We start from the raw sequence: 22,133 nt of genomic DNA on the forward strand, positions 1-22,133 counted from the left end.
ATACTCCATAACAGTCAAGACCATTATGAAGTCCTATATCTAATAGTCGGAAATTGTGATATCTAGGATTTAGAACAATGGTTTCCAATCTAATCGAGTAAACCGTCCGCGTTTTTAGGCCAAACAAAACTCAATTTCACCACTTTACCTTTGTCCATACTGTTGGAAAAAGTTTTTTCAACAAATTGACCCTGACCTTGCGCATCAACAAATATCACACTGGAAGAACAAGTACCACGAACTGCGCTTGCGACAAAAATGGCACTATGCTGGCGCTCTAATTCCACATCAATGCCGGTAGCAGGCAGAGTAGAATCTGGAGCTATCATTCTATCTGCTAATAATTCCAGACAATTTTCCAATGTTACGACTCTATTGGACAGTAATTGCTTGAACAACTGTTTAGCACGCTCTACCTTTGACCAAGGCGTATCGAGTAACGCATTACTCAAACCATATAATCCTGACGCCAATGGTTGATAAGTATCAAGCGCACTTGAGTAATAAAATAGATTCTGTTGGTCGCCGCATATTAAATTAAAACCGTTATACTCGGCATGCGTCAAATGGACATTTTCCAGATAAGCCTTGATGGTTAAATCGGATGCTAAAAATTCGCGCACCAAGTTGCCACGTGATAATAACTGATTCGCTTTGACGACTCCTTGACGATAGTTAGTCAATAAACCCCAACGTCCCTTGGCATTCACACCCAACCAAGTACCCTGTTTCAGCGCATCACGACCTGCATAAATATCAGTATTTGGCCAACGCGAAAGGGGAATAGTAGGACGGCTATAATACTCATCACGATTAAACAAAATAATGAGCGGATAAGCAGGATCAATATTTTTAGCAATCAACACCAAACACACTATTATTTCCCAAATGCGTAATTTGCTAGAAACATTTCTTCTAAATGCTCGCCATAAGCGATCGGTTCAAAATGGGGTGGATTAGCCGCTGAAACGCAGCTCGGTAAGGGCGCAACAAGCGTGCTTAAATTGCAGCCATAAAAATAAGGGATGGAATATCTAGGTTTATCGCTACTAGCATTAATGACCCGATGCGGAGTAGCTTTTAATCTACCATTGCTCCATACCACTATCATTTGGCCAGTGTTTAACACTAGGGCATCTGACCTGGGAGTCACATCTATCCATTTGTCACCCTCTACCTGAACTTGCAAGCCACCGATCTCATCCTGATGCAATAAAGTAAGAAAGCCATAATCCGTATGCGGGGCTGCACTAAATAAATCTGACGGCGCATTCTTCGAAATTGGCGGATAATATAATAACCGCAAAAAAATACTTGGATCGGTAAAATATTTATCCAAATAATCTGCCGGTAAATCCAGCGCTAAAGAAAAAGCCCGAATTAATTTCTGACTTAATTTTTCCAATGCCCAATAATAATTCAGCACCTGATTTTTAAACTGCGGCAATTGTTTCGGCCAAACTTGTTTACCGCCTAAAATGCTATTTTGCCACCTGGCATCATGGGGCTCACTGCACAACATAAAAGATTCACTCTGATTAGGTTTTTTGGCCGCACCCAAATCAGATTTTGTAAATTTTTGGATATTAATTGGCAGATAACCGCGTAAATATGCTTTGTATTTAATCTGGTTTTTTTCTTCAAGGGTTAAATTATGAAAATCCCTGGAGGCAGTATACACATCCGTAATTATTTGCTGCGGCACTTGATGATTAATCACTTGAGCAAAGCCTAAGGTTGAATAAGCTTGATAAATTTCCGCAGCTATTTTTTGAATACCACGAGTTTCATTGGAAAAAAGAGGTTGTAAATCTATGATGGGTATCATCTGTTTAGTTCCTTTTAAAATTTGGAAACCATGAAAATCTACTATAGATTAACATTGGCTAATTAATAAGGGCAATAGCTCATTTGACACCCATTCAATTTGATAATACAATATTATTATAACCAATAATTATAGACATTAAACATTATGAAAAATTTATCCTCACTAGGTATGAGCCTTGCTCTTATCAGTGCATTAGCTTATGCAATACAAACCGCTATCGTCAAACACATCAGCGGCCAGATCTCAACTCCGATGCTGGTATTTATTCAAAGCACTGTGTGTTTTATCTTGATCTTACCGTTAATATTGGCCAAAGGACGGCGCTTTGCATTACAAACCCTGCGCACGGCTCATCCTATCATTCATTTTTTCAGGACAATTTTCAGCCTAGGCATCAGTTATTTTTTATTTTATGCAGTCAAATTTATCCCTCTGGTCGATGCTGTACTTTTGGCTAATACCGCGCCGCTGTTAGTTCCCATTATTGGTTTTTTGTTTATGTCACGCGGGCTCAATCATCGCCTTTGGCTACCTTTAATTATTGGTTTTCTCGGAATTATTTTCATATTGAAACCAGACAGCCAAGTATTCAGCAGTGCATCTTTTCTGGCTTTAGGTGCGGGAATTTGTATGGCAACTTCGATCATATTTATCAGCGAAGCTAAAGAAGATTCCGGCCTGACTAGAGCATTTTATTATTTTATATTTTCCGTGCCGATCTCAGCATTGGGAGCACTGTGGTTCTGGAGTCCCATCACATTAAGCGTATTTGCCGTAGCCATAGGTATAGGTATATTATTTTTTATCGTACAACTCACTTTGGTTTATGCAGTCAAATACACCCATGTTCAGATAGTAAGCACACTCTACTTATCTAATATTTTGTTTGCTGCTATCATCAGCGTTATCATTTGGCATACGCCAGTCACGGCTTCAATTCTCGCCGGAATTTTATTAACGATTGCGGGTGCTGTATTCACCATTCGAGCACAAGCCACCGCTATAAAACCAGTTAAACTGGAAGCTAAGTAACTATGCATGATATTGAATTTTTAATCTGTGATGTGGCGATCTTATGGCGCAGAGCTTTTAGCGCCCATAATAAGCAACTGGGAATTTCTAATATTGAACGGCGGATTATGATTCAGGCTGGACGTTTCTCTGGCGCAACTCAGGTAGAAATCGCTAATTTAATCGATATAGAACCACAAAATCTCATTCAACCTCTGGATAAACTGCAAGCTAAAGGCTACATAGAAAAAAAGAGTGACACAAAAGATCGCCGTGTTAAACGCATTTTTTTAACTCCCAAATCCAAATCCATTATGAACAAAATTAATGCGATTGGTAATAGCATTCGACCTGCTATTCTAGGAGATATGTCTACTAATGAAGTAGAAAAATTGATGTCTCAGCTGTTAAAAATGAAAAATAATCTGGAAGAATTTTTGCAGAACAAGTAAATGATCTTTTAAAATTTACTCCTGCTTCCAGTCTGGCTTTTCAATAAGAATAATTACCAATAGGATTAATACTTTAACCCACAAATCAATTTGGGCATTTTTCCCGATAAACCAATAGCCTGTTTAGCCAGCATGTTTCTGATCGGTGACATCATGCCCAAACCGCACAATCCAGCGTTTCTAGCCAGTTTTACAGGTAAAAAGGTGCTGGAAAAAATATTGTTCAACGCTTCAGTAAAACGCAGCACACGTGTTTGTTCAGGCTCACGCCATGCTCGATATTTTTCCAGCACCATCAATGCGCCAGGATTTTGTCCGGCCTTTATCGCTTCAATGAGGATTTGCGCTAATGCCGCTGTATCGCGCAAGCTTAAATTTAAGCCTTGTGCGGCAATTGGATGCAGCGTATGTGCGGCATTGCCTAGTAACACTGCTCCTGGTGCTACCTGCTGCAAAGCACATAAGCTGTGTAATTTCAGCGCCTGCCGGTTTTCCACCTGTAATATACGTCCCAAACGATAGCCCCAAGCTTGTTGCAGCCCTCGTAAAAATGCAGCATCATCTTGTTGATATAATTTCTGCGATTGCGCTGTGCTCAAGACCCATACCAATGCATACTGTTGCCCAGGTAGCGGCAAAGCTGCTAAAGGTCCAGATTGAGCAAAGCGCTCATAAGCGATACCTTGATGCGGTTGCGATGTCGTTAAAATGGCAGTCAAGGCCGTTTGCAATGGATTCCAAGTTTTTACCGCAATGCCTAATAAATTTCTGACTAAAGAATCACTGCCATCAGCTGCCACCAATAAATTGGTGTCTAAAGTGGTAACATCCTCTCCCATTTTCACTGCAACACGATAACCGGTATCCGTCCGTTCCAAATGCTGTAAATGTGCGGGCGACAACCACTTTATATGACTTTTTTTGCGAACCGCATCACGTAACACGGTCAATAAAGACTGTGCCGGAATAACCTGACCTAGGCTATCTAAGCGAATATCTGCTGCTGAAATCCGGGTTTGGCCGAGTTGACCTACACTTGAGACATGCACAGTATTGATAGTTGTTGCAACGGCTTGTAAAGCCACACTTAGACCTAAAGTGGAGAGAATATTGACACTCGCTTTGGAAAGTGCCAAGGCAGGTTGATTTTTTTGATTGGTGGATTGATAGATATTAGATGACTCGACAATGCCAATTTTAATAGGCTGATCCGCCAAAGCTAACGCCAAGGTGGCGCCTACTAAACCACCACCTATCACCAATACATCATATTTCTCAATCATGGATGGCTGGCAGCTGTTGGCGTTGTTTCTGCCTCTTTAAGATGCAAACGCAGCTTAAGATCATGTAGCAAAATTAAAGTAGCCGCTACAATCAACGGATAAAACACAAACTGCAGCAGGAAATGATAGCCGGTAAATAAAAACATCCGCGCCTGCCCCGTGAATAAAATTCCTAACGCTTCAACACCTAATATCGCTGCACCCAATAGACCAAGCACGATAAAAGTACGCCACCAATGATGCCTGACTAACTGTATGCTTCCGATAAAAGCAGGATAAACACGCTTATGTTCCAACACAATAATGGGAATTGCAAAATACAGCATAATAAAAATGTACAGATCAATAATAACGCTGATAATTAAATAAAAAGGATGTTGGGTTAATAAATTAGTCAGCTGCTCTAAAGTAAACTCAAATAAAAACAAAAATGCGCCGATACCAAAAAATATCAGGTTACTACCTAAAACTGCTAGATACCGCTTTCTGGCAATTTTGAAGGCGGCTTCATCCTTCATGTGACCGCCCTGCAAGGCGATATTGGCTCGTGTCAAAATTACGATATATAAAAACCAAGTAAACAGGACAAAACCAATAAAAGCCACACCACCAAAAGCCGGATTGATGACAAAAAACCACGGCACAACGAGATGAACTGCGGCCGAAAATGCCACCAAAAGCCAGGTCTGCGCAAAAATAGTGGGATAAGCTTTTAACGTGGTTATTACCAGACTCACCAGCGATTGCGGGGTCGTTGGGTATTTGGTCATTCCGAGTCTCCTTGTATAATGTGAGCAGGATGAGTTGGAAACTTATCCCGCATCAAATGCTCAATGGCTTCCACGGTCTTAGGCACACCCGCTGTCAACACGTCAGAGCCTTCTTTTGTCACCACAATATCATCCTCAATACGCACACCGATATTCCACCACTTGGGATCAACGCCTTCACTCTCGGCAGGAATATAAATACCAGGCTCTACCGTAAACACCATCCCCGCTTGTAAAACCCGTGGTTTTCCTGCAATTTGATAGGCACCCACATCATGTACATCCAATCCCAACCAATGCCCAATGTGGTGCATATAAAATTTGCGGCAGGCTTTTTTTGCTAACAAGTCAGATACCTCACCCGACAAAAGCCCTAGCTTAACCAAGCCTTCCGTCACTACTTGTTCAGAAATTTCCTGCAGGAGGTTCCATGCTACCCCAGGTTTAACCGCATCAATGACGGCAACCTGGGCTGCCAATACTACCTCATAAACTGCCCGCTGTTCCAAAGTAAAAACGCCGTTAGCTGGATAAGTGCGGGTAATATCAGCAGCATAACATTCATATTCTGCCGCCGCATCGATTAAAATCAAGTCACCATCGCTAATTTTGGCGTTATTATCATTGTAGTGCAATATACAAGTATTCGCACCCGAACACACAATATTGTTATACGCTGGCGCACGACTGCCCTTTTTTGTAAACACATAAAGTACCTCAGCCTCCAATTCATACTCCATCTTACCTGGCGTAGTAGCAGCCATTGCGCGACAATGCGCCAGTGCAGAAATTTCAGCGGCACGACGCATGAGCGCCAATTCGAACGGGCTTTTAATCAAACGCATTTCACTTAAGATATTTTCAATGCTAAGAAATTCATGCGGGGCTTTGATTCCAGAGCGAATTTTTGTTTGTACCTGCTTAACCCAAACGAATATCTGGCGATTAAACTCTGTATCACGATTAATAGGGTAATAAAGACGATCACGGTTTTCCAATAGCTTTGGTAGTTCTTCATGCAAAGCACTGATGGGAAAAGCCTGGTCTGCACCATAAATACTGCACGCCCCTTCTTGCCCCGCACGTATACCATCCCATAGCTCTTTGGCAGGATCACGCGACCGGTTAAACAGCACAAACTCCCCCTCCTTGCGCCCAGGAATAAACACCGCCACCGCTTCCGGCTCTTTAAATCCAGTCAGATAATAAAAATCACTATCCTGTCGAAAAGGAAAATGACTATCGCCATTACGTAAATATTCATTGGCGGATGTCACAATGGCAATACTACCTGACCCAATCTGTTCTAATAGCGCTTTGCGCCGTTTTGCATATTCGTTTGCGCTTTGTAGCATGAGGGTTTTTCCTATAAGTTGAAAAGCGTATTTTTGCTCCTAACAAGACATTCCACTTTGTAGATTCTAAAGAATTCCGCTACACTCTAAAAGCAACTTTCCTAACCTACACTGGCACTCGATTAAATTATGAATAAACACTTACGCAATATCGCCATCATCGCCCACGTCGATCACGGCAAGACTACGCTAGTAGATAAACTCCTGCAACAAAGCGGTACCCTCAAAAGCCGCGGCGCTCAGACCGAACGCATTATGGACTCGAATGTCCTTGAACGCGAACGCGGCATCACCATTTTAGCGAAAAACACCTCGCTGGCCTGGGGCGATTATCGAATTAACATCGTTGATACGCCAGGACATGCTGATTTTGGCGGTGAGGTCGAACGCATCCTATCCATGGTTGATTCCGTACTCCTCTTGGTTGATGCAGTGGACGGTCCTATGCCGCAAACCCGCTTCGTCACCCTGAAGGCCTTTAAACATGGATTAAAACCCATCCTCGTCGTCAATAAAATCGACCGTCCCGGCGCACGCCCTGAGTGGGTCGTCGACCAAGTATTTGACTTATTTGACCGGCTCGGCGCAACACATGAGCAACTGGATTTTCCTATTGTCTATACTTCCGCCCTCATGGGACACGCCACTTTGGATTTGAAAAATCCTGGCGTTGACATGCAGCCATTATTCCAGACTATCGTCGACAAAGTCTCCCCGCCGGAAGTCGATGTGAATGGTCCGTTTCAGATGCAAATCACAACGCTGGATTATTCCAGCTATGTGGGCGCTATCGGCATTGGCCGTATTAACCGTGGTAAAATCAAAACCAACACCCCAGTTACCTTAATCGACATGGAAGGCAAAACCCGCAATTGCCGTATTTTACAAGTATTAGGTTATACCGGTTTAGAGCGTACAGAAATTCCTGAAGCCGAAGCTGGCGATATCATCGCCGTCACCGGCATCGAAAATCCTCGCATCTCCGATACCTTATGCGACCCTACCCAAGTGGAAGCACTGCCACCCCTGACTGTCGATGAACCCACTGTCTCTATGACTTTCCAAGTGAATAATTCACCATTTGCTGGTAAAGATGGCAAATACGTCACCAGCCGCCAGATCCGTGACCGCTTACAACGGGAATTGATCGCTAACGTGGCCTTGCGCGTAGAAGATACCGCTGACCCTGATAAATTCAGGGTATCCGGACGTGGTGAATTGCATCTTGGCATCTTGATAGAAACAATGCGCCGCGAAGGTTATGAGCTTGGCGTTTCCCGCCCCGAAGTGATTATGAAAACCGTGAATGGTGAAACTAAAGAGCCTTATGAAAATTTACTGGTGGATTTAGAAGAAACCCATCAAGGCGCGATCATGGAAAAACTTGCCACACGTAAAGGCCAAATGCGCGATATGGTGCCCGATGGCAAAGGCCGAGTACGCCTGGATTACATCATCCCCACCCGTGGCTTGATCGGCTTCCATACCGAATTTCTGACAACAACATCAGGTACCGGTCTTTTGTATCATGTTTTCGATCATTACGGACCAGAAGTAAAAGCAACCATTGGTGAGCGTAAAAATGGTGTCATGATCGCCAACTCTCCAGGTAAAGCGACAGCGTTTTCGCTGTGGAACTTAGAAGAACGCGGCCGTATGTTAATCGGTCCGCAGACTGAAGTTTACGAGGGCATGATTGTTGGCATCCATTCTCGTGATAATGATTTGGTCGTCAACGTCATCAAAGGCAAACAGCTGACCAATATACGCGCCGCCAGCTCAGATGAGAATATCATTCTAACCCCACCACTGAAGATGTCTTTAGAACAGGCTTTGGAATTTATTAACGAAGATGAATTGGTAGAAGTCACGCCGTCGTTTATTCGTTTACGCAAGAAGTTTCTCAAAGAAACTGATAGGAAAAAAGCAGCTAGAGAATAGAAATTTGTAGTTTAATGCATAATCTTCTCTCCTTGTTGGGGGAAGATTATGCCTCAAGTAAACACCGCCGCTTTTTGTTGCACCATTAATTGCTTAATTCCATTTTCCGCCAAGGCTAATAACTGATTGAGTTGATCTTTATTAAACGGGGCTTTCTCTGCAGTCCCTTGAACCTCGATAAATTCGCCGCTTTCAGTCATCACCACATTCATATCCATATCTGCATTGCTATCTTCCTGATAATCCAGATCGACGACTGGAACTCCCGCATAAATACCAACTGATACCGAAGCGACCCAACGCTTAAACGGATTAATCGTGATTTCCTGCATTCTTTGCAAGTAGGTAATGGCATCGAATAATGCGACACAACCACCGGTGATTGCCGCAGTGCGGGTACCGCCATCGGCCTGCAACACATCACAATCAATCGTGATCGTGTTTTCTCCTAAAGAGCTTAAATCCACAGCGCTTCGAAGTGAGCGACCAATTAAACGCTGTATTTCTAAAGTACGCCCGCCTTGTTTACCGCGACTGGCCTCACGATCGGTACGCTCGTGCGTAGCACGCGGCAACATGCCATATTCAGCAGTCACCCACCCTTGGCCACTGTCTTTCAAAAACCGCGGCACACCGGGCACTACACTGGCCGTGCACAGCACTTTGGTATCACCAAATGCAACCAGCACTGAACCTTCGGCATGTTTGGTAAAGTAGCGCGTAATCGATATGGGACGCATCTGGTCGGCATTTCTGTTATTGAGTCGCATAAGGTTTCCTGTTAATTAGTAGAAAAAATGACCGCTCAAGCAGAATATGCTAGCATACTTCCCTATGGAAAAAACCGTTATCTACCCCGGCACTTTCGACCCCCTGACTTATGGCCACGTGCAGTTAGTTGAACGCGCATTGCGACTATTCGACACTGTCGTTATTGCTATCGCTGCCAGTGCTGCTAAAACCCCTCTTTTATCATTACCTGAGCGTCAAAGTATCGCTGAAACTGTGTTTGCCGAGTATGCTGGGGTTCAGGTAGTCACCTTTTCAGGATTGATAGTCGATTTTATGCGCGAACAAAATATCCGTGTGATAGTGCGCGGCATTCGCACCGTCGGTGATATGGAATATGAATTCCGTTTGGCCACTATGAACCAATGTATGTATCCAGAAATGGAAACGATATTTTTAAAACCCGAAGCAGGCTTTGCCCATATTTCTTCTACAGTTATTCGTGAAATTGCTAGGATGGGGGGCGATTTATCGGCGTTTGTGCCAGAAGCAGTGCTAACGGCACTCAAAAACCACTAGTTTATTTTCCACAGACACCCATGGCTCTAAAGATCACCGAAGATTGTATTAATTGCGACGTATGCGAACCTGAATGCCCAAATCAAGCCATTTACCAGGGGGAACTCATTTATGAAATCAACCCCGATAAATGCACTGAGTGCGTAGGTCATTTTGAAGTACCGCAATGCCAACAGGTTTGTCCGGTAGATTGCATCCCCAAAGATCCGGCATATCAAGAAACGCAGCAACAGTTACTAGAAAAATATCACCAATTGACGACACAAACCCATCGTTCAGCACAAGACCAATCCTAAGAAGATGCTTCTGACAAAGTATCCTACCCTTTGAAAAGGGGCACAAATCTTAACCAATAATCCACTGCACCAATAACCACACGCCAGCCGAAACCAGCCCTGCCGCCGGTAAGGTAACCACCCAAGCAATCACAATACGCCGCGCCAAACCCCAGCGTACTGCTGATAAATTATGTGTAGCACCCACGCCAAAAATCGCCCCAGCGATGGTATGGGTGGTAGATACTGGAATACCCAAATCCGTTGCTAAAAACAACGTGCAGGCACCCGCGATTTCAGCACAACTGCCATTGATCGGTTTAAGCTTGGTGATACGCATACCCATTGTTTTAACAATACGCCAGCCACCCAGAAAAGTGCCTAACGCCATGACAAAATTACAGGTGATTATCACCCACACCGGGACGTAAAACTTATCTCCCAACATATGCGATGAAAACAATAAAATAGCGATAATACCCATGGTTTTCTGGGCATCATTCGCACCATGTCCCAAACTCATCAGCGCTGAAGATAAAAACTGCAGCTTCTTAAACCAGTTATCTACCTTGTGCCGCGTAATGCGGAAAAACAAGCGAGTCGCCAAAAACATTAATAATAATCCCAGTACAAAACCCAGAAGTGGCGAGAAAAAAATCGAAGCGACCACCTTGCTGATACCCGGAATATTCAATGAATGCACGCCAGATTTGACAATAGCCGAGCCAATCAATCCGCCAATCAACGCATGAGAAGAACTGGAAGGTAAGCCATAAAACCAGGTAAAGATATTCCAGAAAATGGCACCACAGAGTGTGGCAAAAATCAGCTGACGGTCAACAATTTCTGGCATAATTAAGCCAGTACCAATGGTATTGGCGACATGCAGTTTAAAAAACAAAAATGCGACAAAATTGAAAAATGCCGCCCAGAGTACCGCCCAATGCGGTTTTAACGTACGGGTCGATACAATCGTAGCAATGGAATTGGCGGAATCGTGAAAACCGTTAAGAAAATCAAACAGCAACGCCAGGCCAATGAGGAATATGACCAGGAGCAGTTCGTGATGCATTTAGGAATACTCCAATACTATACCCTTTACAATGTCCGCTAAATCATGACATTCGCGGACAATGTAAGTGCTATATTCGTATATTTCCTTAAGTTTAAGTAATTGTTTAAAATCCATTTCCTGGGCGAACAACTCACCTACACCCTGTAGCATGATGCGTTCGGCCTGGTTATCCGCTTCACTGATGGTGCGGCATAAGCGGATAATTTCCGGGGCATTTTTAAGATATTCCAGCTGTTTTAATGCAGTTTTGATTGCTTTGGCTGCGTCTAGGGCACACAGTGCGATTTGATGTAAGCCTTCCGGCAATGCCTGTAATTGATACAGGGCAATACGCTGGGTGGTGCGGTTGGTCATATCCAGGATATCATCGAGTTTACGCGTTAGCTGATGGATATCATGGCGATCAAAAGGGGTGATAAAGGTTTTATGCAAGAGATCAAAGGTAGCTCGGGCGCAATTATCGGCAATGGCTTCGTGTTCTGCGATGTCTTTGGCATATTGTTCGGTATGGGCAAGGTCTTGCATTAAGCGCGAAAACAGCTCAGCAGCGCTCACCACTTGATGTGCTGTCTGTTGAAAAAGCTCGAAAAAATTATCCTGTTTGGGTAGTAACCTTTTAAGCACCTTGGGCTCCTGTTATTCACCTACTGAGGGCGGAGTGTAACTATTCTTAAGCGCTATCGCAAGCAGAGGGGATACAGTGCATTGTAGACTGTGCTCAATGGTTACAAAAATAGTATAATTACTAAAATTGATTAAGTACCCATTCACCACCCTACTTTTGAAAGGCAGTAGCCCCATGAAAATCATGCAAACCTTAGACAATACTCAGTGGGACTCTGAATACACCCCAGAAACCCAACAACAGGCACTCAGCGCCCTTGAAGCAGGGCAGCTCTTATTTTTCCCCCGCCTCGCATTTGAATTAAACGCCAGCGAAATGTCTTTTTTATCACCAGACTTTGTAGAGGCTAAAGCCAAAAACATCAGCTATAACACCCATACCAACACCATCAAAGGGGCTATTGGCACGGCAGAACAACGTGAGCAAATTAAAAATATGCTGGCACGTTTCTCCCAGCAAACTTATTTGCTAATTAATCGTGTATTCCCGCATTACCAAGGTGCTCTGCAGATAGGCCGTACTAGCTTTAGACCCGTGCAGGTCAGCAACCGCAAAATGTCTTATCGCAAGGATGATAGACTGTTACACGTCGATGCGTTCCCAGCCAATCCTAATCAGGGGAGGCGAATTCTGCGTGTATTTAGTAATATCAATCCACACGGTGAAGATCGGGTATGGCGTATTGGCGAACCATTTGAATCAGTGGCCGCACGGTTTTTACCGGCTATTTCCAGACCCTTACCCGGTAGCAACAAGTTATTACAACAACTGAAACTAACGAAAAGCCTGCGCACGGAATACGATCACATTATGTTGCAACTACATAATCGCATGAAAAAAGATACGGCCTATCAACACCAGGTAATGCAGACTGAATTACGCCTTCCTCCCGGCGCCAGCTGGGTAGTACAAACTGATTCAGTGTCGCATGCGGCATTAAGCGGGCAACATATGCTGGAGCAGACGTTTTATCTGCCAGTTCCTGCTATGGCTAATCGTGAGCTTTCGCCTTTAAAAATACTGGAACGCTTGACAGGTCGGGCACTGGTTTAGCGCATATTCACCTCCTTTGAAAAAGGGGGTGAACAATTACGATATTTCATTAATTACTATGATAACCCCTATTTTTCTGGCATTATTTAGCACGATGCCATGCCAACAGGTGACTTCATGCCAGACTCAATCATCACTTTTGAGCAACCTTTAAATGAATACGTCCGCGTCTGCCTGCGGCTTGAGCATCTGTTCGCCGATATTAATCAACATATCAATGGTCAAAATCAGTGGGAAACTCGCATTGCTGTATCCGCCATGCTGGAAGCCTTAAACGTCATTGACCGGCCTGACTTAAAATCTAAAATCAGTAAAGCGCTGACCCAGCATGCACACGCACTATCCCAGCTTGAAGAAAAACCCAATGTCGATAGAGAAAAATTAGGAGAAATTCTAACCGAGTTGGTGCAGTTAACGGATAATCTGTACAAAAATCAGGACAAGATGGGACATAACCTACGTAGTAATAGTTTTCTTAACAGCATCCGTCAGCATATGGCCAATCCCGGCGGTGCATCTGCCTTCAGTACCCCTGCTTATCACCTATGGCTGCAACAGCCTGCAGAAGTTCGTCAACGTCATCTATCTGAATGGTACAGTGAATTCGACCAAATTAACGTTGCGGTAAAATTATTATTACAACTAACCCGCGGTAGTACTATGCCGCAGTCTTTAATCGCAACCCAGGGGTTTTACCAGCAAGCATTAGACCCCAAATTTGCTTATCATTTGGTGCGGGTATCGGTTCCACTCAAATTACAGATTTACCCAGAAATCAGTGTGGGTAAACATAGGCTGAGTGTGCGTTTTTTAGAATTAAATGTGGCGGATAGAGCTTGCCAGAGTATGGAAGATATCCCGTTTGAATTGACCTGTTGCCTGCCATTGGTGAATATTTCTTGATCCCGTCTTAGCTGTCATCCCGTCTCTTCGTTGTCATCCTTCGCTACGCTCAGGATGACAACGAAGAGGATGATGACTTACCTCGCAACCATTCAAGAATAGGCCTATTGGCCGACAGCATATTCAGCGCCCCCAATTGCATTAACTCTATCCACGCAATTTCCTGACCTTCACGCCCATGCGCCTCTCCCGAAAATTCTTCAACCTGCCAAACATCAATCATCACAAACCGCGAAGTGTAATCATATTCAAACTGCATCAAAGGTCTTGCACGCTGCACTACAATACCTACCTCTTCCAGCAATTCACGTTTTAAAGCTTGCTCTGGATTCTCCCCGCGTTCAATTTTGCCCCCGGGGAACTCCCATAAACCACCTTGGTCTTTATTTTGGGGTCTTAAGGAAACTAAGACTTTACTTTCTGAATTCAGTACGATACCAACAGCAACAGGGATGATGACAGACATATGCATTTCCGAATAAGTGCAAATCTAAATGATTCGGCCGCGACTCATTTCAGCGCCCCATGACAGTTTTTATACTTTTTACCAGAGCCACAGGGGCAAGGTTCATTGCGACCTACTTTGGGTTGACCACGCACAAAAGTCTCCCCAGTTGCCGATGACGCAGGCGCTGGCTCTTCAGCTTCAGCGCTGGCCGCATTGATTGCTGCAAGCGTATTGGCCTCAGCATGTAAAAACTGTAAATTCTGCATAGTGGCTTCTTTCAGACGTTGTGCCTCAACTAGTTCGGCGTCAGCAGTAGATGCTTGTAATCGTAAATTAAATAAAGTGGCTACCACATCGCGTTTAATGCTTTCCAACATACTGGTAAACATCAAAAACGCTTCGCGCTTGTATTCTTGTTTGGGATTTTTCTGCGCATAACCACGCAAGTGTATGCCTTTACGTAAATGATCCATCGCTGCCAGATGTTCACGCCAGTGATTATCTAGACTTTGCAACATGATAGATTTTTCTAAGTGGCGCATGGTTTCGCCTTCCCGCGCTTCTTTTTCTTTATAAGCTTTATCTGCTTCTTCTATAATGCGCGCCCGTAAAGTTTCTTCATGTAATGTTTCATCTTCTTCCAACCAGCGGCGTAGTGGCAATTTTAATCCAAATTCTTGCTCTAACTGCTGTTCTAATCCAGCGATATTCCATTCTTCTTCTAGACTTTGTGGAGGAATAAATTCATCAGTCACATCCTGCAAGACATCTGTACGAATAGCCTCTATGGTGTCTGCGATATCTTCTGCTGCCATTAATTCATTACGCTGTAGATAAATCACTTTACGCTGGTCATTAGCGACATCGTCAAATTCCAATAATTGTTTACGAATATCAAAATTCTGCCCTTCGACTTTACGTTGCGCATTCTCGATAGCGCGCGAAATCAGTGGGTTTTCTATCACTTCATTCTCTTGCATACCCAAACGTCGCATAATACTGGCCATGCGCTCTGAAGCGAATATGCGCATCAGATTATCTTCCAAGGACAAGAAATATTGAGAAGAACCCGGATCACCCTGACGCCCAGAGCGGCCACGTAACTGATTATCAATACGTCGTGACTCGTTACGTTCAGTACCGAGTACATGTAAACCGCCGGCAGCCATCACCTGCTCATGGCGTTGTTGCCACTGGGCTTTTAGCTGCTGCTGTGCTTCAGGTGTGGGATTGGCAAGTTCGGCCAGTTCTGCTTGCAAGTTACCGCCCAACACAATATCAGTACCACGACCGGCCATATTGGTTGCAATGGTTACCACGCTGGGACGACCCGCTTCGGCGATGATTTTCGCTTCTTGTTCATGAAATTTCGCATTGAGTACCTGATGGGGAATTTTTTCGGCATTGAGTAATTGTGATAAATATTCTGAAGTTTCAATGGAGGTCGTGCCGACTAGAATCGGCTGGCCGCGCTCAACTCGGGTTTTGATATCTTTGATTATCGCGTCAAATTTACCTTTTTTATTCAGATACACCTGATCGCCTAGGTCTTTGCGGATGACGGGTTTATTGGTGGGTATGACTACGACTTCTAAACCATAAATCTGCTGAAATTCATAAGCTTCGGTATCGGCCGTGCCTGTCATACCGGCGAGTTTTTCAAATAAACGGAAATAATTCTGAAAAGTAATCGACGCTAATGTCTGGTTTTCACTTTTGATTTCCACACCTTCTTTGGCTTCTGTCGCTTGATGTAAACCTTCAGACCAGCGTCTGCCAGCCATTAAGCGGCCGGTATGTTCATCGACGATAATGACCTGACCGTCTTTGACGATATAATCGACATCACGGTGGAATAAGGTATGCGCGCGTAAAGCCGCATATAAATGGTGCATCAAAGAAATATGCGCAATGTCATAAAGGCTAGCGCCATTTTTGATTAAACCCAGCTCTGCCATCAGGGTTTCAACGTGCTGATGCCCTTCTTCGGTTAAATGCACCTGGCGGGTTTTTTCATCGACTTTAAAATCACCAGCACCTTCTTCGGTCTGTTGGCGGATCAATTTGGGAACGATGGTATTGATTTGTTTGTAAAGTTCGGAACTTTGTTCAGCTGCACCGGAGATGATGAGTGGGGTACGTGCTTCATCAATCAGAATGGAGTCGACTTCATCGACGATGGCGAAATGTAATTTGCGCTGTACTCTGCCTTCCATTAAAAACGCCATGTTATCACGCAGGTAATCAAAACCAAATTCGTTATTGGTGCCGTAGGTGATATCTGCAGCATAAGCTAAGCGTTTTTGTTCACGATCCATATTGGGCAGGTTTATGCCTACAGTGAGTCCTAAAAATTGGTAGACCGGCTGCATCCAGTCTGCATCACGTTTTGCCAGGTAATCATTGACGGTAACGATGTATACGCCTTCACCGGTTAAAGCGTTGAGGTAAGCCGGTAAAGTCGCGACCAGGGTTTTACCTTCACCCGTACCCATTTCTGCAATCTTGCCTGAATGTATGACAATGCCGCCAATGAGCTGTACATCGAAGGGGCGCAAACCTAAAGTGCGCCGGCTTGCTTCTCGTACAGCGGCAAATGCTTCTGGCAATAGGCTGTCTAAGGTTTCGCCCTGCTGCAGTCGTTGTTTAAATTCTAGGGTTTTGCCTTGGAGTTCAGAATCACTTAGACTCTGGAATTCGGGCTCTAAGCTATTGATGCGATCAACCACCTTGCGCATGCGTTTAATTAGGCGCTGATTGCGAGTGCCAAAAATTTTGCTGAGTAATTTCATAAATATTCGTTTGTAAATGCCGTTTTAAAAGGGTCAAAACTTGACCCATAAGTTACACATTAAAAACCCTGCGGGAGTATGTCATAAAATGCCAAGTCAATCCAGTCGCGAAACTACTCCGTTAAAGCTCTCAGAAGCCATTTTGGACAATGATTGGTTTCGAAAATTAAAACTGCAGTTAAAACAGGTTGAGTATTTGCAAACTTTATTTCTAAAAGCGGTGGATTGGGAGCTGGGTCAGCACTGTCAAATATTAGAGTTTAGTAGTGGCCGTCTGAGTTTAGCAGTCAGTAATGCAAATTGGGCAACTCATGTGCGTTATCATACCCCTGAACTGATTAAACTACTGCGGCTGGTGGCGGAATTTAGGGATTTAAAAAGTATTTTCTGTTATGTGCATCCTGATCCTAAAGATATCAAGGTAGGACTGACCACACCACCCAATCCAATTCCAGAGGAAAGTGCAGCTAGTATTGCCGAAGTGGCGAAAGGGATTAAAGATATTCGATTGAAAAATGCTTTGTTGAAATTGGCGAATAAATTAAGTTAAGGCCTTAGCTTCCTTCTCCCCTTGTGGGGAGAAGGTGCCCGAAGGGCGGATGAGGGGTAAGTTTGCAGTAGCACTTACTATTTAAAGCCAATCTAAACTCACCCCTCCTCCGCCCTTCGGGCACCTTCTCCCACAAAACAAGAAGGATAATTCCCCTACCGCAACGTAATCTCCACGCGACGGTTCTGCGCTCTACCAGAGGCCGTATCGTTGCTGGCAACTGGATTATTCTGCCCATATCCCACTGCATTAAAGCGGCCGGCAGCAACACCCTGGCTAATCAGGTAAGAAGCAACGCTTTGTGCGCGGTTTTGCGACAACTGCTGATTGTGAGAAGCACTACCGGTGCTATCCGTATATCCTGCCACCTGAACGCTGGTCTGAGTGTATTTTTTCAATACCAGGCTAACGGAATTTAACACGCTGTAAAACTGTGGCTTAATATCAGCGCTGTTGACGGCGAAAGTAATATCGCTCGGCATCACCAGTTGGATTTGATTGCCATTCTTAACCACTCTCACACCCGTTCCTTCCAATTGTCTACGCAATTCAGCAGCTTGTTGATCCATGATATTGCCGGCAACACCACCGACCACCGCACCAATACCTGCACCAACTAAAGTGGATGTGGTATTACGGCCAATCAATTGACCTGCTAAAGCGCCCGTCGCGGCGCCAATGCCCGCACCCATACCGGTCTTGCTGGCTTGCTGCTCACCGGTGTAAGGATTAGTCGTGCAACCACTGATTAGCATAACGGAACCCAGGGAAACTGCTAGAAAAGATGAACGTAAACCTGTGATCATTTTATTACCTCTTATAAATTATTATAAAACTTACTTGTCAATCGCCGGCGATTTTAACGCCCCGCTTTGCATTTGTATAGCCGGGAAATTTAAAACCGATAACGAATCCCAAGCCCAATTGCTGTCGATCCACTATTTTCAGCTTTGTACAAACCAAAAACACCGGAGCGATGGTGAACGCGCGCCACCAATTCCCAATGCGGATGATCGGGCAAAGCAAAAGTTGCTTCCAGCATTAAATAATTTAACACCTTCTGGGGAGAATCCGTGGTGTTTTGATCGTCGCTATTAGATTCAATGGCAGGCACCTTGCTATCAAAAGAAATACCCTCACCCAAACCAAAAGTGGTAGTGATATATTTGTCCCAAGGAAAATGTGCCCAACGAAAGGTTACATAGGGATTGAACTCGTAAATAGGCCCCACCGGATCCTGGCGATAAGTAAAGTTGCCAACCACTTCCATCGTACTCAAAATAGGCTGAAAAAAACGCCGTACCGGATTGCTCTCCGATAATTGATGGGCAAACTCAACTGAGTAAAGATTTTCATTGGCGAAGCTGTAATTCTGGATGACAACATTCCCCAGTGTGTCATTGGTCATGCGACCATAATAGACCATCACTGCCCAAGGCAGATCGGTCATTTGCAAAGTAGGATCAAGGGAAGGGGGAGTTGCAAGACTTGTGGGACTAAATAGGAATGTACTCAACCATACCAATAAAATTAAGCGTTTCACGACAACCTCGGCGGACGGACATTGTATATACCTCCCTGTGAGAATTGCATGCATGCGAGTTTGCACATGATAGAGAAGTGGCGTGAAAATACAAGGTTTTTCCTAAAAAAATTCTTCCCCTTCTTACCCCCTTTGAAAATGGGGGTGATGACAGCCACAACCCAGACAGTATAGAATCACTCCATGCAAGCAAATACCTCACCCAAACCTCTGATCCTAATCGATGGCTCCTCTTATTTGTACCGGGCTTTTCACGCCCTGCCACCCCTAACCAATTCTCGCGGCGAGCCAACGGGAGCGGTTTATGGTGTGCTCAATATGATAAAAAAATTACTGACCGATTATGATCCCGAATATGTCGCTGTGGTATTTGACGCCAAAGGTAAAACCTTCCGCGATGAAATTTATCCAGCCTACAAAGCCCACCGCCCACCCATGCCTGACCCATTACGTCTGCAAATAGAACCACTACGAGAAGCGATCCAATTCATGGGGTTACCCTTGATTAGCATAGAAGGCATAGAAGCGGATGATGTGATTGGCACTTTGACGCGACAGGCATTAGAACAAAATTGGACTGTGCTAATCTCCACCGGGGATAAAGACATGGCACAACTGGTCAATGATCGAGTGACCCTGATTAATACCATGAGCGGAACTCTACTGGACTCCAAAGGTGTACAGGAAAAATTCGGCGTCCCCCCGGAAAGCATTATTGATTATCTGGCATTGATTGGCGACACATCAGATAACATTCCAGGTGTGCCTAAAGTTGGTCCGAAAACAGCGGCTAAATGGCTGCATGATTATGGCTCGCTGGATGCTCTCATCGCACAAGCAGATAAAATTTCTGGCAAAATCGGCGAAAATTTGCGTCAAAGTCTAGAACAACTGCCTCTGGCTAAAAAGTTAGTCACCTTGCGCCTTTATGAATCTCTGCCAGTTTCAGTAACTGAGCTGAAGCCTAGCCAACCCGATCGCGTCAAATTACTGGAATTATTCAGACGACTAGAATTTAAAAACTGGTTAAAAGAACTCTTAGAGCAAGAATCACCTGCTGAAAAAACTGCTCTGGATTATCAATTGGTATTAACCCAAGCAGATTTATCACAGTGGATAAACCGGATTAAACAGTCAAAACAATTTGCTTTTGATATTGAAACCACCAGTTTAAATACACTGGACGCACAAATTGTCGGCTTCTCATTTGCTGTTAATGCAAATCAAGCAGCCTATGTACCCGTGGCACATGATTACATCGGCGTGGAAGCGCAGCTATCCCTTGATGAAGTGTTAGCACAATTAAAACCCGTATTGGAAAATCCACTGCATACGCTGATTGGACAAAATTTAAAATACGACATCGGCGTACTTGCTAATTACGGCATCGAAATTGGCGCTAAGATTTATGACACCATGCTGGAATCTTACCTACTCGAAAGTAGTGCCAACCGCCATGATTTAGATAGCCTATCCTTAAAATATTTAGGCAAAAAACCCATCAGTTTTGAAAGTTTAGCAGGGAAAGGTGCAAACCAATTGACCTTTAATCAAATTGCCCTGACAGATGCTAGCAATTACGCAGCAGAAGATGCGGATTTTGCCTTACAATTGCATCAGATTTTATGGCCTAAAATTATTGCGAATGACGATCTGCGATGTGTATTGGAAGACATCGAAATGCCATTGGTCAGTGTCTTATCGCGTATGGAACGTTGCGGCGTCTGCATAGACCCAAAACTTTTAGCTGAGCAGAGCCAGGATTTGGAACAACGGATCAAGACATTGGAAAAAGAAGCTTATGCGCTAGCAGATACCATGTTTAATCTCGCCTCTCCGAAACAATTGCAGAGCGTGTTATATGAAAAAATGCAATTACCCATATTAAGTAAGACACCGGGCGGTGCACCCTCCACTGCAGAATCAGTGCTAGCAGAATTAGCGCTAGACTATCCATTGCCTAAACTGATTTTAGAACACAGAAGTTTATGCAAGCTCAAATCGACTTATACCGACAGTCTACCCAAACAAATTCACCCTAAAACCGGACGGGTGCATACTTCCTATAACCAAGCAGTCACCGCTACTGGACGCTTATCCTCAACCGACCCTAATCTGCAAAACATCCCCATCCGTCATGAAGAAGGCCGTCGTGTACGCCAAGCTTTCATCGCACCTAAAGGTTACAAAATTATTTCAGCAGATTATTCACAGATTGAATTACGCATCATGGCGCATTTATCTCATGATCCGGGATTATTAAAAGCATTTGCTGCCAGCTTTGATATTCATACTGCCACAGCAGCAGAGGTGTTTGGCTTGCCTTTAACGCAAGTGACACAAGAGCAACGCCGTAGTGCTAAAGCGATTAATTTTGGACTGATTTACGGCATGTCAGCTTTTGGTTTATCACGACAATTAGGCGTGTCACGCGAAGTGGCTCAAGCTTATGTCGATAAGTATTTTGCTCGTTATCCTGGTGTGAAATTTTATATGGAAGCCATTCGAGCATTAGCACGTAAACAAGGTTATGTGGAAACATTATTAGGTCGGCGTCTTTCTATTCCTGAAATCAACAGTAGTCAAATGCAACGCCGCCGCGCTGCTGAACGTGCTGCGATCAATGCCCCCATGCAGGGCACTGCTGCCGATATTATTAAAATCGCTATGATTTCGCTGGATGCTTGGATAAGACAAAGCGGCGTAGATGTAAAAATGATTATGCAAGTGCATGACGAATTAGTGTTTGAAGTAGCTGAAGACTGCGTGGATTTAGCTAAACAACAAATTGAAGCGCATATGATCCACGCAGTAAAACTAGAAATACCGTTGGTAGTGAATATTAATGTTGGCAATAATTGGGATGAGGCGCATTAAGCTCTTACAGCCTTAACCTTTTTCCTTCTCCCCTTGTGGGA

At 44.1% G+C, this 22,133-nt stretch carries 21 protein-coding genes; 9 read left to right on the forward strand and 12 right to left on the reverse strand.

Annotation, left to right across the window (positions count from 1 at the left end):
* Nucleotides 1-89 precede the first annotated feature (89 nt).
* Together VHE99_03565 and VHE99_03570 are read right to left on the reverse strand one after the other, a co-directional pair.
* Nucleotides 90-875 carry an NRDE family protein gene (locus VHE99_03565; protein ID HVV68101.1) on the reverse strand — a complete coding sequence of 262 codons (786 nt, stop codon included), beginning with the start codon at nucleotides 873-875 and terminating at the stop codon, nucleotides 90-92.
* 2 nt (nucleotides 876-877) lie between these two features.
* Complete coding sequence (locus tag VHE99_03570; protein HVV68102.1) at nucleotides 878-1,828, reverse strand: 2OG-Fe(II) oxygenase family protein; 951 nt, start codon at nucleotides 1,826-1,828, stop codon at nucleotides 878-880.
* A 147-nt stretch (nucleotides 1,829-1,975) separates the two neighbouring features.
* Here VHE99_03570 and VHE99_03575 point away from each other — a divergent pair, with 147 nt between their 5' ends.
* Together VHE99_03575 and VHE99_03580 are read left to right on the forward strand one after the other, a co-directional pair.
* Nucleotides 1,976-2,863, forward strand: coding sequence for a DMT family transporter (locus VHE99_03575; GenBank protein HVV68103.1), 888 nt, complete (start codon nucleotides 1,976-1,978; stop codon nucleotides 2,861-2,863).
* A gap of 2 nt (nucleotides 2,864-2,865) precedes the next feature.
* Nucleotides 2,866-3,294, forward strand: coding sequence for a MarR family transcriptional regulator (locus VHE99_03580; protein HVV68104.1), 429 nt, complete (start codon nucleotides 2,866-2,868; stop codon nucleotides 3,292-3,294).
* Between the two features lie 65 nt (nucleotides 3,295-3,359).
* Here the strand turns inward: VHE99_03580 and VHE99_03585 are convergent, their stop codons facing one another.
* From VHE99_03585 to pepP, 3 genes are read right to left on the reverse strand one after another with little or no spacing between them, the layout of a single operon-like run.
* On the reverse strand, nucleotides 3,360-4,577 hold the full coding sequence (locus tag VHE99_03585; protein HVV68105.1) for an FAD-dependent monooxygenase: 1,218 nt from the start codon (nucleotides 4,575-4,577) through the stop codon (nucleotides 3,360-3,362).
* Nucleotides 4,574-5,347 (reverse strand): hypothetical protein, encoded by a 774-nt coding sequence (locus VHE99_03590; protein ID HVV68106.1) that lies wholly within the window; start codon nucleotides 5,345-5,347, stop codon nucleotides 4,574-4,576. The genes VHE99_03585 and VHE99_03590 overlap by 4 nt, the downstream gene beginning before the upstream one ends.
* Nucleotides 5,344-6,702: a Xaa-Pro aminopeptidase gene (gene pepP / locus VHE99_03595; GenBank protein ID HVV68107.1), complete on the reverse strand. Its 1,359-nt coding sequence runs from the start codon at nucleotides 6,700-6,702 to the stop codon at nucleotides 5,344-5,346. Before pepP ends, VHE99_03590 begins: the two co-directional genes overlap by 4 nt.
* A 129-nt stretch (nucleotides 6,703-6,831) precedes the next feature.
* Here pepP and typA point away from each other — a divergent pair, with 129 nt between their 5' ends.
* Nucleotides 6,832-8,643 (forward strand): translational GTPase TypA, encoded by a 1,812-nt coding sequence (gene typA, locus VHE99_03600; protein HVV68108.1) that lies wholly within the window; start codon nucleotides 6,832-6,834, stop codon nucleotides 8,641-8,643.
* Between the two features lie 53 nt (nucleotides 8,644-8,696).
* Here typA and rph read toward each other — a convergent pair whose 3' ends face one another.
* A complete protein-coding gene (gene rph, locus VHE99_03605) occupies nucleotides 8,697-9,413 on the reverse strand; it encodes a ribonuclease PH (protein ID HVV68109.1) in 717 nt (238 codons plus the stop codon).
* A 64-nt stretch (nucleotides 9,414-9,477) separates the two neighbouring features.
* On the opposite strand from rph, the gene coaD reads away from it, so the two are divergent.
* Together coaD and VHE99_03615 are read left to right on the forward strand one after the other, a co-directional pair.
* Nucleotides 9,478-9,951, forward strand: coding sequence for a pantetheine-phosphate adenylyltransferase (gene coaD, locus VHE99_03610; protein ID HVV68110.1), 474 nt, complete (start codon nucleotides 9,478-9,480; stop codon nucleotides 9,949-9,951).
* A gap of 20 nt (nucleotides 9,952-9,971) precedes the next feature.
* A complete protein-coding gene (locus VHE99_03615) occupies nucleotides 9,972-10,247 on the forward strand; it encodes a YfhL family 4Fe-4S dicluster ferredoxin (GenBank protein ID HVV68111.1) in 276 nt (91 codons plus the stop codon).
* Nucleotides 10,248-10,296: 49 nt separating this feature from the next.
* Here the strand turns inward: VHE99_03615 and VHE99_03620 are convergent, their stop codons facing one another.
* Together VHE99_03620 and VHE99_03625 are read right to left on the reverse strand one after the other, a co-directional pair.
* The gene (locus VHE99_03620) at nucleotides 10,297-11,298 is read right to left on the reverse strand and encodes an inorganic phosphate transporter (protein HVV68112.1); all 1,002 of its coding nucleotides are present in this window, start codon (nucleotides 11,296-11,298) and stop codon (nucleotides 10,297-10,299) included.
* Nucleotides 11,299-11,925, reverse strand: a complete 627-nt coding sequence (locus VHE99_03625) for a DUF47 family protein (GenBank protein HVV68113.1) — start codon at nucleotides 11,923-11,925, stop codon at nucleotides 11,299-11,301.
* 175 nt (nucleotides 11,926-12,100) lie between these two features.
* Here VHE99_03625 and VHE99_03630 point away from each other — a divergent pair, with 175 nt between their 5' ends.
* Nucleotides 12,101-12,979, forward strand: a complete 879-nt coding sequence (locus VHE99_03630) for a Kdo hydroxylase family protein (protein ID HVV68114.1) — start codon at nucleotides 12,101-12,103, stop codon at nucleotides 12,977-12,979.
* Nucleotides 12,980-13,096: 117 nt separating this feature from the next.
* Nucleotides 13,097-13,882 carry a cell division protein ZapD gene (gene zapD / locus VHE99_03635; GenBank protein HVV68115.1) on the forward strand — a complete coding sequence of 262 codons (786 nt, stop codon included), beginning with the start codon at nucleotides 13,097-13,099 and terminating at the stop codon, nucleotides 13,880-13,882.
* A 49-nt stretch (nucleotides 13,883-13,931) separates the two neighbouring features.
* Here zapD and mutT read toward each other — a convergent pair whose 3' ends face one another.
* Both mutT and secA read right to left on the reverse strand, forming a co-directional pair.
* On the reverse strand, nucleotides 13,932-14,348 hold the full coding sequence (gene mutT / locus VHE99_03640; protein HVV68116.1) for an 8-oxo-dGTP diphosphatase MutT: 417 nt from the start codon (nucleotides 14,346-14,348) through the stop codon (nucleotides 13,932-13,934).
* Nucleotides 14,349-14,392: 44 nt separating this feature from the next.
* Complete coding sequence (secA, locus tag VHE99_03645; GenBank protein ID HVV68117.1) at nucleotides 14,393-17,128, reverse strand: preprotein translocase subunit SecA; 2,736 nt, start codon at nucleotides 17,126-17,128, stop codon at nucleotides 14,393-14,395.
* Between the two features lie 82 nt (nucleotides 17,129-17,210).
* Between secA and VHE99_03650 the strand changes: the two genes are divergently transcribed.
* Entirely contained in the window at nucleotides 17,211-17,672 is a 462-nt protein-coding gene (locus VHE99_03650) for a DciA family protein (protein HVV68118.1), read from the forward strand.
* Between the two features lie 155 nt (nucleotides 17,673-17,827).
* Here VHE99_03650 and VHE99_03655 read toward each other — a convergent pair whose 3' ends face one another.
* Complete coding sequence (locus VHE99_03655; GenBank protein HVV68119.1) at nucleotides 17,828-18,478, reverse strand: OmpA family protein; 651 nt, start codon at nucleotides 18,476-18,478, stop codon at nucleotides 17,828-17,830.
* Between the two features lie 89 nt (nucleotides 18,479-18,567).
* On the reverse strand, nucleotides 18,568-19,215 hold the full coding sequence (locus tag VHE99_03660; GenBank protein HVV68120.1) for a hypothetical protein: 648 nt from the start codon (nucleotides 19,213-19,215) through the stop codon (nucleotides 18,568-18,570).
* Between the two features lie 183 nt (nucleotides 19,216-19,398).
* On the opposite strand from VHE99_03660, the gene polA reads away from it, so the two are divergent.
* Complete coding sequence (gene polA / locus VHE99_03665; GenBank protein HVV68121.1) at nucleotides 19,399-22,092, forward strand: DNA polymerase I; 2,694 nt, start codon at nucleotides 19,399-19,401, stop codon at nucleotides 22,090-22,092.
* Nucleotides 22,093-22,133: the final 41 nt, after the last annotated feature.

Source organism: Gammaproteobacteria bacterium, assembly GCA_035546635.1.
Lineage (GTDB): Bacteria > Pseudomonadota > Gammaproteobacteria > JAURND01 > JAURND01 > DASZWJ01.